This window comes from Leifsonia aquatica H1aii (assembly GCF_000633535.1).
In the GTDB taxonomy this organism is placed as follows: Bacteria; Actinomycetota; Actinomycetes; order Actinomycetales; family Microbacteriaceae; genus Leifsonia; species Leifsonia aquatica_A.
Window position 1 is genome coordinate 23,852 of the sequence record NZ_AYMR01000003.1, and the last position, 14,127, is coordinate 37,978.

A 14,127-nucleotide genomic window follows, 5' to 3' on the forward strand; every position below is an offset into this window, starting at 1 on the left:
ATCGGCAGGGTCAGGCGGTGGGGGCGGGCTCCCGAGCCGGCGTCCGCGTCTCGTCGACGGGAGTGCCGTCGAGGTGGTGGTGGCGTTCCAGGTTCGCGCCCTCGACGTCGACGTTCGGCAGGATGCGGTCGAGCCAGCGGGGCATCCACCAGGCACCGCGGCCCACCAGATGCATGAGCGCGGGCATGAGCAGCATGCGCACCACGAACGCGTCGAGCAGCACGCCGAACGCGAGGCCGAAGCCGAGCGAACGGATGATGGTCGAGTCCGAGAAGATGAAGCCGCCGAACACCGACACCATGATGATCCCGGCCGCGATCACCACCGAGCGGCCGGCACGGAACCCCTGGGCGACGGCCAGCCGCGCGGGCGACCCGTGGACGTACGCCTCCCGCATCCCGGTGGAGAGGAAGAGCTGGTAGTCCATCGCCAGCCCGAACAGGATGCCGACCAGGATGACCGGCAGGAAGCTCAGGATGGGTCCGGTGGTGTGGATGCCGAACAGCGCCCCGAACCAGCCCCACTGGAAGACGGCCACGATCGCGCCGTAGGTCGCGAAGAGCGACAGCACGAAGCCTCCCGTCGCGATGAGCGGAACCACGAACGAGCGGAACACGACGATCATGATGATCAGCGACAGCCCGACGACCACCGCGAGGTAGAGCGGCAGGATGCCGACGATCTTCTCCGAGATGTCGATGTTGCTGGCCGCCTGCCCGGCGACGCCGAGCGTGATGCCCTCGCCGATGGCGGGCAGCTCGCGCAGGTCGCGCACCAGCTGCTCGGTGGACGCGCTGCTCGGCCCCTCCTTCGGCACGACCTGGAACGCGGTGAGCCGGTGGTCGTCCGAGACGGCGATGGGGGCGACCGCGGCGACGTCGGACTGGGCGGCGAGCGTCTTCGCGATCGTCAGCTGGGTCGTGGTGATCTGGTCGTCGTCGAGGCCGGCGGGCAGCGTGGCCGACACGAGCAGGGTGCCGTTGGCACCGGCCCCGAACGCGTCCTCGGTCACCTGGTAGGCGCGGGCGGTGGTGGAGCCGGCCGGCTCCTGGGCGCCGTCAGGCAGACCGACGCGCATGGTGAGCACGGGGGCGGCGATCACGAGCAGCGCGACGACGGCACCGACGACGGTCACGATCGCGCGCCAGGTCTTCATCGGGCGCACCGGCGTGGCCGTCCGGTGTTCGCGGGCCTCGGCCCGGGCCCGGGCCCGCTTGGTGAGCACGCGGGCGCCGACCAGTCCGAGCAGAGCGGGCGTCAGGGTGATCGCGATCAGCACCGAGACGGCGACGGCGATCGCGCCGGCGGTGCCCATCAACCCGAGGAAGGGGATGCCGGTGACGTTGAGGGCGAGCAGGGCGATGACGACGGTCGCCCCGGCGAAGACGACCGCGTTGCCGGCGGTCCCGGTCGCGAGGCCGATCGACTCCCGCACCTCCGCTCCCTGCAGCAGCTGCTTGCGGTGCCGGTTGATGATGAACAGGGCGTAATCGATGCCGACGGCCAGCCCGAGCATCACCCCGAGCACGGGCGTGACCGAGGCCATCTGCACGACGCCGGAGAAGGCGAGGGTGCCGACCGCGGAGATGGCGACGCCCAGGATGGCCGTGACCAGCGGCAGAGCAGCGGCGATGACCGAGCCGAGCATGACGAGCAGCACGATGGCGGCGATGATCACGCCGACCAGCTCGCCGACGCCGAGGATCTCGGGGACGCCCTGGGCGAGCTCGGTGGAGAAGTCGGCCGTGACGCCCTCGACCGGAGCCTTCTCGAAGTGCTCGATCACGGCCTCCTTCGACGCCTCGGGCAGCTCGAGCCGGGGCTTGTCGAACGCGATGCTCACGAGTGCCACGGAACCGTCGGACGAGACCAGGCGGATGTTCTTCGCAAGGTCGAGGAGTTCGGTGCCCTGGTCGAGCTTCGCCGTCTGCGTCGTGAGCTCGGCGCGGCCCTCGGTGAGCTTCTGCTGCTGTGCGGCGAGCTGCGCCTTCCCCGTGTCGAGCTGCGCCTGCTGGGCGTCGAGCGCGGTCGTGGGCTGCCCGGCGGCGACGAGCTGCGCCTTGCCGGCGTCGAGCTGCTGCTGAGCGGCGGCCAGCTGTGCAGTACCGGCGTCGAGCTGGGCCTGACCGGCGTCCAGCTGCGCGGACGCGGAGACGATCTGGGCCCGGCCGTCGGTGAGCTTCTGCTCCTGCTCGGCGCGCTGTTGCTCTGTCGCGAACGGATCGGTCACCCCGGAGACGTCGGGCAGGCTCTTCGTCGACGCGATGCGGTCGGCGATGGCCGACTTCTGCGCCTCCGTGAAGGCCGAACCGTCCTTCGTCGTGAGCACGACGGTGCCGGAGGCGCCGCTGAACTTCGGCAGCTTCTTCGCCAGTTCGTCGGTGACCGCGCCGGAGGCGGTGCCCGGGATGTCGAAGCTCGAACTGAGGCCCTTGTAGCCGATGAGGAACCCGGCACCCGCGATGGCGAGCACCACGATCCACGCTCCGATGACGACCCAGGCCCGCTTGGCGGATCCCTTGCCCAGGCGGTACAGCAACTCGGCCATCTCATCCTCTCCTGCGACGTCCGGGCGCCGACCGTTCGATGATACGCACCGTCTCGTTTCGAAAGATGAACATAGGATGTGAGGATGACGGGCCGCAGTGGACGCTCGCGCAGCGAGGAGGCGCGCGTCGCCATCCTGGAGGCGACCGCTCGGCTCTTCGCGACCCGCGGCTACGACCATCTGACCATCGAGGGCGTGGCCGCCGAGGCGGGGGTCGGCAAGCAGACCATCTACCGCTGGTGGGGATCGAAGAGCGAGCTCGTGGTCGACTGCCTGGTCGAGGGCGTGCTCATGCCCGACCCGCTCATCCCGCCGGACACCGGCGACCTGCGCGCCGACCTGGTCTCCTGGTTGCACGATGTCTTCCGCGTGCTGCAGCAGTCGGAGGGGGAGGACCTGATCCGCTCGTTCGCAGCGGCTGCCGCCGAGAACGCCGAGGTCACCCGCCGCATCCGCGACAAGCTCGGCGCGGGCTCCGCCCTCTCGGCGCGCCTGGAGTCGGCGGTCGCGGCGGGACAGCTGGCCGCCTCTGTCCCGATGTCCGAGTTCGGCGAGGTGCTCGTCGGGGCGATCATCCTGCGCGCGCTGGCCCGGGTCGAGACCGACGACGCCTCCGCGGAGCGGCTCATCGCCGTCGTCCTCGACGGCCCCGCCCTGCGCTGACACCCCGAACGATCTGTCAGGACACGCCGCGCGACCCGTCGCGCTGACGGCGTGTCCTGACAAATGGCTGGGGTGCGGGAGTTAGAGCACCGTCGCCATCGAGCGCACGATCGTGACCGTGCGGGCGGCGACCTGGTCCGCCGTCCCGACCGCGCCGGCGTCCGCCCACTCGCGGACGGCGATGCGCACGGCTCCGATGCACACGACGACGAGCATCTCGGCGCGCGACTCCCGGTCGACGTCCGGGTCGGCGATCGCCGCGCCCGCCTCCTCCGCGCGTTCGATCAGCTCGCCGACCGCGCCGATCAGCCCCTCGCGCAGATCACCCAGGCGCCGGAGGCGGCGGTACACGACGCCGGGATCGCGGGCGGCCAGCAGCATCCGCGCCTCGTGCAGCGACGGATCGCTGGTCTCGACGGGCAGTCCGCGGAAGAGTGTGTGCACCACCGCGGGGACGAGGTCGCCCTCGTAAGCCTCCTCGAGATGCGCGGCGACGAGCTCCCGGTCCCCCCACGCCCGGCGGATGCCGTACAGGGCGTCCTCTTTGCTGTCGAAGTAGTTGAAGAAGGTGCGGTGCGACACGGGGACGCGGGCGCAGATGTCGTCGACGGTGACGTCATCGGGGCCGCGGTCGAGGGCCAGCTCGACGGCCGCGCGCTCCAGGTCGGAGCGCGTCTGGGCCTTCTTGCGCTCGCGGAGGCCGGGGGCCGGCGACACTGCCGGCGGGATGTGCGGAAAATCATGCATAAGAGGAAATTTTGCGTGAATGCAGTTTGTTAGTTGATTTCGGTCACCTAATTATATATGGTTGCTCTCTGTCAACCAATTGTGCGAAGGAATCACATGTCAGGAACTCTCACCAAGGAGGACGAAGCACCCGCTTCGGCGATGTCGCACCGCCAGGTGCTCGAATCCCTCTCCGGGCTGCTGCTCGGAATGTTCGTCTCGATCCTCGCGGGCACGGTCGTCTCGACCTCGATGCCGCGGATCATCTCCGAGCTCGGCGGCGACCAGACCGCCTACACCTGGGTGGTCACGAGCACGCTGCTCGCCACCACGGTCTCCACCCCGATCTGGGGCAAGCTGGCCGACCTCTTCAATCGCAAGCTCCTCATCCAGCTCGCCCTGGTGCTGTTCGTCCTCGGCTCGGCGCTCGCCGGCTTCTCGCAGGACACGAACATGCTCATCGGCTTCCGCGTGGTCCAGGGCCTCGGCGCAGGCGGACTCACCGCGCTCAGCCAGATCATCATGGCCGACATCATCAGCCCGCGTGAGCGCGGCCGCTACATGGGTCTCTTCGGCGGCATCATGGCGGTCGGCACCGTCGGCGGCCCGCTGATCGGCGGCCTGCTCACCGACTCCATCGGCTGGCGCTGGAACTTCTTCGTGGGCGTGCCGGTCGCGATCGTCGCGATCATCCTGCTTCAGGTCACACTGCGCCTCCCGAAGCGCCCGTTCCGCAAGGTCCGCATCGACTACCTCGGCGCGGTCCTGCTGGCCGGCGGCATCTCGCTCATCCTCATCTGGATCTCGATGGCCGGCAACAACTTCGATTGGTGGAGCCCCGAGACGTTCTGGATGGTCGGTGGATCGATCGCCCTGCTCGTCGGCGCGGTCATCACGGAACTGGTCGTGAAGGAGCCGATCATCCCGCTGGCGATGTTCAAGAACCGCACCTTCACCCTCGCCGTGATCGCATCCATCTCGGTGGGCGTCGCGATGTTCGGCACCTCGGTCTTCCTCGGCCAGTACATGCAGGTCGCTCGAGGGGCCACCCCGACCCAGTCCGGACTGCTCACACTGCCGATGATCCTGGGTCTGCTGCTCTCGTCGACGATCGTCGGCAACCTGATCAGCCGGTTCGGCAAGTGGAAGAGCTTCATGGTCGTGGGCTCGATCCTGCTGACCATCGGGCTCTTCCTGATGAGCACGATCAAGTACGACACGAACTACGTGCTCGTCTCGGTCTACATGCTCATCCTCGGCGCGGGGGTCGGCATGGTGATGCAGAACCTCGTGCTCATCGTGCAGAACACGGTGCGACCCGAGCAGCTCGGCGCCGCCAGCTCGAACGTGGCGTTCTTCCGCAGCCTCGGCGGCACGATCGGCGTCTCGGTCATGGGCAGCATCCTCGGCACCAAGGTCGCCGACGGGATGGCCGCGCACGGCTCGCAGCTGCAGGGGATCCTCGCCAAGCTGGGCAAGCAGGGCCAGGAGATCGCGCAGCTGCTGCAGAGCGGCACCCTCCCCGAGGTCAACACGCTGCCGCCGGCGGTCCGAGCGATCGTCGAGTCGGTGTACGGGCAGGGCGTCGCGGACGTCTTCCTGGTGGCCGTGCCGCTGGCGATCGTCACGATCATCGCGATCGCGTTCCTGCCGAACCTGAAGCTCGGCACGAAGACCGCGGTCGAGCTGATGGAGGAGGACAACCCCGGATCGGCCGTGGAGGCCGCCGAGGAGAACCTGGTCGAGGTCGCCGAGGCGATGATCGCGGCCCCGGCGACGGGATCCGTCGGAGCCGTCCGATCGGGTCGTCCGGCGGGCGGGGATCCCGTTCAGGAAGACCGCTGACCGGAGCGGTTATGATCGCGGCCATGGACAACACCGAGCGGGCGACGGCGGAGGACGCCGCCGCCCGCTCGGCGCAGGATCGGCCCGCGCCGGCCGGCGACGGCGTCGACCGCGCGATCGCCGCGGTCGAGGAGCAGTTCACGATCCTGTTCAACCAGGTGAGCTCAGGGATGCGGGAGCGCGCCGCGCACGTCCACCCCGACCTGCAGCCGGTGGGCTACCGCCTGCTCAGCACACTGGTGCGCACGGGTCCGTTGCATGCCGGGGCACTGGCCGAGCTGCTCTCGACCGACAAGAGCGTGGTCAGCAGACAGGTGCGCATCCTCGAAGATCTGGGCTTCGTCGAGCGGCGCGTCGATCCGTCCGACCGTCGCGCGAGCTTCCTCGTCGCGACGGCGCCCGCGATCGAGAAGATCAACGAGGCGCGTGCGGCCGATCAGGCCCAGCTCTACCGCAGCCTGCGCAAGTGGGGGGTCGACGACGTCGGCCGCCTCGCCGATCTGCTGGCGCGCCTGAACTCGACCCGGCTCTCGTCGTCCTGACCGCCTCGTGGCGCGGCTCAGGATGGCAGCGCGGTAGACGATCGCGTACGTGCGTTCATTCGGAGAGACGCGGTCGGCCTCGGGGCCCCATTGTGCTACTCTGTAGAACATGCATTCGGTGGGGATTCGCGAATTGAAGCAGAACGCTTCAGCCGTCGTGGCCGACGTGGCAGCCGGTGAGACGGTCGTCATCTCAGACAGAGGTCGACCCGTCGCCCGCCTGACCCCACTGCCGCGCTCGGTCTGGGCGGGCCTGGTGGAATCCGGGTTGGCTCACGAACCGGTTCTGCCGTCTGAGTCGATCATCTATCCGGCTCCAGGACCGAGCGTGTCGAAGGCCCTGGCGGAAGACCGCAGCGACGACCGCTACTAGGCGCATGCACTATTTCGACACGTCCGCGCTTGTGAAGCTTGTCGTGGAAGAACGCGAGTCGCCCGCGCTTTTCGAGTGGCTCCACGCTGAGCCCCGGAGGATCATCACCTCCGACCTGTCCCGCACCGAATTGCTCCGTGCGGTTCGACGGGTCTCGCCGGGGCGCACTGCCACGGCGCGCACGCTGTTGCGTGCGTGCGGGACGGTTGCAGTATCGACCGAGATCTGCGATCGAGCCGCCCTACTCGATCCGGAGCATGTTCGCAGCCTGGATGCGATTCATCTTGCGACCGCACTCGCGCTCGGGGACGAACTCGACTCGTTCGTCTGCTACGACGACAGACTCACTGAGGCCGCCAACGTGAACGGACTGACCACCGTGGCGCCCGAATGACGACTGTGAGTCCACATCGGCCCGAGTGAGCATCATCGGTCGGTCCGTGGGCCGAGGCTGAAGCAATCGGCCCCGCGAGACGTCCGCCGTCCTAGGTGTTGTCGAGCACCCAGCCGAGCACGTGCGGGAAGGCGACCATGGCGGCGACCACCGCTGCGATGATCGCGGCCGTCCAGACGCCGGAGCGGCGCCGCAGCCGACGGCCGGCCTCGGCCACCTGGGTGCGGGGGTTCCGTGCCTGCGGGTCCGTGTACGTGCTCGCCTGGTGGCCGAGCTCCGCTCCGAGCAACTCGGCGAAGCGCAGGAGCGCGGGGATCTCGGTGCGGTCGAACCGCCGCCGGGCGCGCGCGGAGGCGACGAAGACCCGGTCCTCGACCACCTCGATGTCCCAGTGCCGCCCGTTCTCGAGCAGGCACACGAGCACGTCGGGGGTGAGCAACTGCAGGGCGTCCCGTTCATATCCCTCCGGGGCGTAGACCGCGAAGTGCCGGTCGACGTCGCCCTCGAGCGAGAGCCGTTGCGCGCCGGGGAGGAGGGTGCGCAGCCGTCCGTTGCGGAGCGAGTCGATCATCAGATGGGGGAGGGGGCGCGGCATCCGCAGGGCGAGGAAGCGGAACGCGTTGCGGGGTCCCGACGGATCGTTCCTACCGCCCGTGTAGGCGGCGACGGCGATCTGGACCGTCGGGCCCGGGACGCTCCCCTCGATGGAGAGGGCGAACTCCGCGCGGAAGCGGGAGGCCTCGCCCACATCGCCCGCCCCCGCCCGCCTGCTCCGGCGCGGTGCGGTCCCCGGTCCTTCCGCGAAGAGGATGCCCAGCGGGGCGGGCGCTGACGCCAGCCGCCGGAAGACGAGACCGTGCCGTTCGCCGAAACGGCGGATCGCGATCGACCGCCGCGTGTCGGCGGGCATCGAGAGCAGCGCCCAACTGAAGATCCAGAGCAGGATCGCCGTGAAGAGGAGTGCGACGATCAGCAGCCCGCGAGCAGCGTCGATCCACGGCGGCAGCGGGACGGCGACAGGCACCTCGAATGCGATGCTCGTCCAGGTCGCCGTCGCGGCGATCGCGAGCGGTAGGAGCAGAGCGCCCTGGGCGGCGCTGCGGAACGCCTCGGGATCCTCCGCGCGCACCTCGCTCCACGGCACGCGTCCGGGGTAGTCGGAACGGTAGCGCTGCAGCCGAGGATCGATCGCGCCGGAATCCGCCCAGTGGTCCACGCGCCCACGATAGCGCGGGCCTACCCGGTCACGGCCTCCGCACCGGCGTCGCCATCCGTGCGCCCGCGCCGCCGGGCGATGCTGCGCCAGGTGTGCAGGATGTCTCCGGGTGCCCCCGGGCCGTAGCGGAAGAGCCGCACCGCGATGAAGAGACCGACCGAGGCGAGCAGCCACGCGCCGAGGACGAGGTAGGGCTCCAGATGGAGGTTCTCCGGGAAGTAGGTCAGGTCGCGCACCGCGCGCACGGTCGCCCCGGTGGGCAGCCAGCGGCCCATGAACTGGTAGAACGGCGGCAGCAGCTCGGGTGCGACCGCTCCGCCCGACGACGGGTTGCTGATCAGCACGAAGATGATCCAGGTCGGCAGCATCGCCCAGCGGGCACCGATCAGCACGCGCCAGAAGCTGTAGGTCGCTCCCGCGATCAGCATGGTGAGCGCGAGCACGCCCCAGACGGCGAAGAACGGGATGGGCAGCACATCGAGCAGGGGCCCGACGGTGAACGCGATGGCGAAACCGCCGAGGACGGACCGCGCGACGTCCCAGAACAGCTCGCCCGCCAGGGTGAGCCGCGCCGCGTTGACGCGGGTCTGGATGGCGCCGACGAACCCGATCACCACCGCGGCGAGGGCCACGTAGAACAGCACCAGGCCGTTGGGGTCCCGCTCGGCGAGCGGGTGGGCGTCGATCACGGTGACCGGCTGCCCGATGGACTGCTCCAGGCGCGGCGCGTCGGCCTCCAGCAGCCGGGCCACCGAGGCGCCCGACGCGCTGGAGACGTAGAGGCGCACCGACCCGTTCAGCTGTTCGACGAGGGCGCCGTACACGACCTGCTCCCGGATGGCGGCTTCTGCGTCGGTCTCCGTGGCGTAGGGACGCACGACGAAGGTGGTGCCCGTGCGCGCCTCCAGCTCCTGCGCCAGCTCGCCCGGCGTGTGCGTCGTCGAGACCAGGCCGATCGGCACGTCGTGCGGCTGCGGGTCCCCCATCGCCCAGGCGTAGGTCCCGGCGAACAGCCCGGCAACGACGGTGACGATCAGGGTGACGACGAGAGCGGGCAGGTGGGGGCCGTCGCGGAAGCGCGACGGTCGGGGCTGCGCGGGTTCCGTCGCACTCACGTTCGAGGTCATCTGAGCCTCCTCCCGGTTCCATTCCAGCACGCCTTTGGTACTCTCGGTCGGGTATGCAGCCCGCATCCGCTCCCCCCGGCGTTCGCGGCCGCCGTTCGGCCGGCCGTCGCTCGGCCGTGCCCGCACGCGCGCTGCCCCTGCTCCAGCGGATGCCGTTGCGTCATCGTCTGGGGGTGACGCTCGCCCTGGTCGCCCTCGTCGCCGGCTTCTCGATCGTGCCCACCGACGCCGCTCTCGCGGCCACCGTGCTGGCCGCGCCCGTTTCGACGCTGGCGCCCGCGGACGCCCCGGCCGACGCGACGGTGGAGCCGGAGCAGCGCCTGGCCGTCGACGCCACCATCGCCGCCCCGGTCATCGATCGCGACGGTGTCGGCGCCACCGACGGCGTCCAGACCCTGGTGCACGTCGGCACCAACGAGTCCTGGGCGAAGCTGGTCCTGATGTTCGGCGGCTGGCCGCAGACCGACGCCAACGTGACCGTCATGCTGCGCTGGATGCGGCAGGAGAACGGACCGCCCGACTGGTGGAACCGTAACAATCCTCTCAACAACGGCTACGGCTCCGGGGGCGGCGCCGGCCTCGGCAGCTACTCCGATCTGGTGAGCGCCGCCGAGTACTGCGCGAAGAACCTCCAGCGCGGCTACCCGGGGATCGTCGCTGGCCTGCAGGCCGGGTCGAGCGCGGACGCCACGGCCGCCGCCATCTGGGCGTCGCCCTGGGCGACGAGCCACTACGCCAACGGCGCCCACTGGAGCACCCGTCCGGTCGACATCGTGCAGGCTCCCGCGTCCGCCTGGGGGCAGTAGCCCCGCTGCGGCGCTCTCGCGAGGTTCACGTCGTCGCGGTCATTTCGGCTTTGTGAGCGCAACGACGTGAACCTCGCGGGCGGTCATGCCTTCGCCAGCCAGTCGCGCAGCCGATCCAGCGGCCAGGTCGTGACGATCCGGTCCGCCGGAACGCCGTTCGCCGCCGCGCGTGCGGCGCCGTAGGAGAGGAAGTCGAGCTGCCCGGGCGCGTGGGCGTCCGTGTCGATCGCGAACACGCAGCCGGCGTCGAGGGCGACGCGGATGAGCTCGTCCGGCGGGTCCTGGCGCTCCGGCCGCGAGTTGATCTCGACCGCCACCCGGTTCTCGGCGCACGCGGCGAACACCGCCTCGGCGTCGAACTCCGACGGCGGCCGGGTGCCCCGCGACCCCTGCACCAACCGCCCGGTGCAGTGGCCGAGCACGTTGGTCTGGGGGGAGCGGATGCCGCCGAGCATCCGCGCGGTCATCGTGCGGCGGTCGGCGCGGAGCTTGGAGTGCACGCTCGCGACCACCACGTCCAGGCGATCGAGCAGGTCGGGGGCCTGGTCGAGGGTGCCGTCCTCGAGGATGTCGACCTCGATCCCGGTGAGCAGGGTCACCGGCCCGGCGTCGAGGGCGGCGATGGCCGCCAGCTGCGCGGTGAGGCGCTCGGCGGTCAGACCGTTCGCGACGGTCAGAGTGGGGGAGTGGTCGGTGATCGCCTGGTACTCGCGCCCGAGCAGGGCTGCAGCGGCCGCCATCGCCTCGATCGGCGTCGTGCCGTCCGACCACTCCGTGTGGGCGTGCAGATCTCCCCGCAACTGCGCGCGGAGCCCGGCGCCCGCGGCGTCGAGCGGCTCGGTGTTCTTCGCCCGCAGATCGGCCAGGTAGTCGGGCACGTCGCCGGCGACGGCCTGCGAGATCACCTGGAAGGTGCGGTCGCCGATCCCCTTGGTACGCGTGAGACGGCCGTCGGCGACCCGGTCGGCGAGCTCGCCCGCGTCGAGGGGCGCGATGATGGCCGCCGCCGTGCGGAACGCCTTCACCTTGAAGGTCGGGGCCAGGTCGCGCTCCAGCCAGAAGGCGATCTCGGTGAGGGCGTCGACGGCATCCATGCGCCCATGCTCCCACCGACTCGTGTCGGCCGTCACCGGTACCGTCGGCGGCATGGGAAAGATCGTCTTCGACACTGCCACGACCATCAACGGCTGGATCGCCGACGAGCAGAACTCGCTGGCCTGGCTCTTCGCCGTCCCGGGCGGGGAGGAGCCGGCCGAGGGGCTGTTGCCGGCGGATGCCGCGGTCATGGTGGAGGGGTCGACCACGTACGAGTGGGTCCTGGCCGAGTCGGACATCCTGGCGCACCCCGAACGCTGGCAGGAGTTCCACGGCGAGAAGCCGACCTTCGTCTTCACCACCCGGGAGCTGCCCGTGCCGGAGGGCGCGGACATCCGCTTCGTCTCGGGCTCCGTCGCCGACGCCCTCCCCGCCCTCCGCGAGGCCGCGGACGACGGCGACATCTGGGTCGTCGGCGGCGGCGACCTGGCCGGGCAGTTCCTCGACGCGGGCGCGCTCGACGAGATCGCGATCTCGATCGCGCCCGTCGCGCTCACCGGCGGAGCCCCGCTCCTCCCGCGCCGCATCGAGTCCGACCGGCTCACGCTCGAATCCGCGGAGGCGATCGGGCAGTTCGCGCGGCTGCGGTACCGCGTGCGGAGCGCATAAGGCTTCCGCAGGTTCTCATGAGCTCGGGCCGGAGGCCAGAACAACGCACGCCGGGTTACGCAGCGTTGCGCCCTGCCCGGCGGTCGGCGAGCGGGCTCGGCTAGCGTCGGACCGTGAGTGCGCCCATCGAGAATCTCGGCCGTGAGAGCCGGCTCTACGAGCCGTCCCCGGAGTTCGCTGCGCAGGCGAACGTCGACGCGAGTGTGTTCGCCGACGCGACCGACCCGGTCGCGTTCTGGGAGCGGCAGGCGGCCCGCCTGCAGTGGGCCGAACCGTGGCGCACGGCGCACACGTGGGAGCCGGCCACTCGGGATGCCGACGGCGCCCTGAGCGTGCCGCGTGCCGAGTGGTTCGCCGGTGGCCGCCTCAACGCCGCCGTGAACTGCGTCGACCGGCACGTCGATGCCGGGAACGGCGACCGCGTCGCGTTGCACTTCGAGGGCGAGCCCGGCGACACCGAGACGATCACCTACGCGGAGCTGCAGCGGCGCGTGGCGCAGGCGGCCAATGCGCTCACCGCGTTGGGGGTCGGGAAGGGCGACCGCGTGGTCGTCTACCTGCCCGTGATCCCGGAGACCGTGGTCATCACCCTCGCGATCGCGCGTGTCGGCGCCATCCACTCGCTCGTGTTCGGCGGCTTCTCGGCGGAGGCCCTGCGGTTCCGAGTCGAGGACACGGGCGCGAAGCTGCTGGTCACCTCCGACGGTCAGTTCCGCCGCGGGACCGCGGTGCCGGTCAAGGCGAACGCCGACGCCGCGGTGGCGGGGGACAACGCGATCGAGCACGTGCTCGTCGTGCGCCGCACCGGGGAACTGACACCCGACATCCCGTGGACCGCGGGCCGCGACGTGTGGTGGCACGACGTCGTCGACACCGCCGAGGACGTGCACGAGCCGGAGTCCTTCGACGCGGAGACGCCGCTCTTCATCATCTACACGTCCGGCACGACCGGCCGCCCGAAGGGAGTCGTGCACACGACCGGCGGCTATCTCACGCAGGCATCGTGGAGTCACTGGGCACTCTTCGACGCGAAGGAGTCGGACGTCTACTGGTGCACGGCCGACCTCGCCTGGGTCACCGCCCACACCTACGTGCTCTACGGTCCGCTCTCCAACGGGGCGACCTCCGTCATCTACGAGGGCACCCCGAACACCCCGACGACCGGCCGTCACTTCGAGATCATCGAGCGCTACGGCGTGACGACGTACTACACGGCGCCCACGCTCATCCGCACGTTCATGACCTGGTTCCCCGACGGCCTCGGCGACCAGTGGGATCTCAGCAGCATCCGGCTGCTCGGCACGGTGGGCGAGGCGATCAACCCCGAGGCGTGGGTGTGGTTCCGCGAGCAGATCGGCGCCGGTCGTGCGCCGGTGGTCGACACCTGGTGGCAGTCGGAGTCCGGCGCCGCGATCGTCGCGCCGCTGCCGGGCGTGACCGCCCTGAAGCCGGGGTCGGCCACCGTCGCCGTCCCGGGCGTGACGGTGCGCGTCGTCGACGAGCGCGGGGAGGATGTGCCGCGCGGGTCCGGCGGCTCGATCGTGATCGACGGCACCTGGCCCGCCATGGCGCGCACCGTCTGGGGCGACCCCGGACGCTACCGGGACTCCTACTGGGCGCCGTTCGCGGATCGCGGCTACTTCCTGGCCGGGGACGGAGCGGCGGTGGACGTCGACGGCTACATCTGGCTGCTCGGCCGGCTGGACGACGTGATCAACGTCTCGGGGCACCGCCTCTCGACGATCGAGATCGAGTCGGCGCTGGTCGCGCATCCCGGGGTCTCGGAGGCCGCGGTCGTCGGCGTCGGCGACGGGACGACCGGCCAGGCGGTCGCCGCATTCGTGGTGCCGTCCGGATCCGCTCCGGGCGACGGCGAGCTGCGCGACCAGGTGACGCGCGAGATCGGCGCGATCGCGAAGCCGCGGCACATCGTGCTCGTCGACGACCTCCCCAAGACGCGCTCGGGCAAGATCATGCGCCGCCTGCTGGTCGACATCTTCGACGGCCGCCCGCTGGGCGACACCACGTCGCTGCAGGACGAGACCGTGCCGGCACGCATCGTCGCGGCCGTGCGCCCCGCCGTGCGCACGTGAGCGCAATTCCGGATATCTACGCGCCCATGCCCCGAATCACCGTCCGAACGGCGAAGTGAGCGGCGCGTCGCGACGGGGCTCCGGAGTTGG

13 protein-coding genes are annotated in these 14,127 nt (G+C 70.6%); 8 read left to right on the top strand and 5 right to left on the bottom strand.

The window, feature by feature from the left end:
* Positions 1-10 precede the first annotated feature (10 nt).
* Positions 11-2,548, bottom strand: a complete 2,538-nt coding sequence (locus U870_RS0102225; RefSeq protein ID WP_025155790.1) for an MMPL family transporter — start codon at positions 2,546-2,548, stop codon at positions 11-13.
* A gap of 84 nt (positions 2,549-2,632) precedes the next feature.
* Between U870_RS0102225 and U870_RS0102230 the strand changes: the two genes are divergently transcribed.
* Complete coding sequence (locus U870_RS0102230; protein WP_043709215.1) at positions 2,633-3,211, top strand: TetR/AcrR family transcriptional regulator; 579 nt, start codon at positions 2,633-2,635, stop codon at positions 3,209-3,211.
* Positions 3,212-3,292: 81 nt separating this feature from the next.
* Here U870_RS0102230 and U870_RS0102235 read toward each other — a convergent pair whose 3' ends face one another.
* Entirely contained in the window at positions 3,293-3,958 is a 666-nt protein-coding gene (locus tag U870_RS0102235; protein WP_052357511.1) for a TetR/AcrR family transcriptional regulator, read from the bottom strand.
* A gap of 96 nt (positions 3,959-4,054) precedes the next feature.
* Here U870_RS0102235 and U870_RS0102240 point away from each other — a divergent pair, with 96 nt between their 5' ends.
* From U870_RS0102240 to U870_RS0102250, 4 genes are all read left to right on the top strand, one after another.
* Positions 4,055-5,782, top strand: coding sequence for an MDR family MFS transporter (locus U870_RS0102240; protein WP_430623514.1), 1,728 nt, complete (start codon positions 4,055-4,057; stop codon positions 5,780-5,782).
* A gap of 23 nt (positions 5,783-5,805) precedes the next feature.
* Complete coding sequence (locus U870_RS0102245; protein ID WP_240183612.1) at positions 5,806-6,324, top strand: MarR family winged helix-turn-helix transcriptional regulator; 519 nt, start codon at positions 5,806-5,808, stop codon at positions 6,322-6,324.
* Between the two features lie 109 nt (positions 6,325-6,433).
* On the top strand, positions 6,434-6,697 hold the full coding sequence (locus U870_RS23495; protein ID WP_081815145.1) for a type II toxin-antitoxin system Phd/YefM family antitoxin: 264 nt from the start codon (positions 6,434-6,436) through the stop codon (positions 6,695-6,697).
* Between the two features lie 4 nt (positions 6,698-6,701).
* Positions 6,702-7,091 (top strand): type II toxin-antitoxin system VapC family toxin, encoded by a 390-nt coding sequence (locus U870_RS0102250; RefSeq protein WP_025155795.1) that lies wholly within the window; start codon positions 6,702-6,704, stop codon positions 7,089-7,091.
* A 91-nt stretch (positions 7,092-7,182) separates the two neighbouring features.
* Here U870_RS0102250 and U870_RS23940 read toward each other — a convergent pair whose 3' ends face one another.
* A complete protein-coding gene (locus U870_RS23940) occupies positions 7,183-8,307 on the bottom strand; it encodes a hypothetical protein (RefSeq protein ID WP_025155796.1) in 1,125 nt (374 codons plus the stop codon).
* A gap of 20 nt (positions 8,308-8,327) precedes the next feature.
* Positions 8,328-9,434 (bottom strand): DUF3533 domain-containing protein, encoded by a 1,107-nt coding sequence (locus U870_RS0102260; protein ID WP_025155797.1) that lies wholly within the window; start codon positions 9,432-9,434, stop codon positions 8,328-8,330.
* A 53-nt stretch (positions 9,435-9,487) separates the two neighbouring features.
* Here U870_RS0102260 and U870_RS0102265 point away from each other — a divergent pair, with 53 nt between their 5' ends.
* Entirely contained in the window at positions 9,488-10,240 is a 753-nt protein-coding gene (locus U870_RS0102265; protein WP_240183613.1) for a hypothetical protein, read from the top strand.
* Positions 10,241-10,323: 83 nt separating this feature from the next.
* On the opposite strand, the gene U870_RS0102270 is transcribed toward U870_RS0102265, so the two are convergent.
* Positions 10,324-11,334 (bottom strand): PHP domain-containing protein, encoded by a 1,011-nt coding sequence (locus tag U870_RS0102270; protein WP_025155799.1) that lies wholly within the window; start codon positions 11,332-11,334, stop codon positions 10,324-10,326.
* Between the two features lie 52 nt (positions 11,335-11,386).
* Between U870_RS0102270 and U870_RS0102275 the strand changes: the two genes are divergently transcribed.
* Entirely contained in the window at positions 11,387-11,944 is a 558-nt protein-coding gene (locus tag U870_RS0102275) for a dihydrofolate reductase family protein (protein ID WP_025155800.1), read from the top strand.
* Between the two features lie 113 nt (positions 11,945-12,057).
* Entirely contained in the window at positions 12,058-14,037 is a 1,980-nt protein-coding gene (gene acs / locus U870_RS0102280; protein ID WP_025155801.1) for an acetate--CoA ligase, read from the top strand.
* The last annotated feature ends 90 nt before the right edge of the window (positions 14,038-14,127 follow it).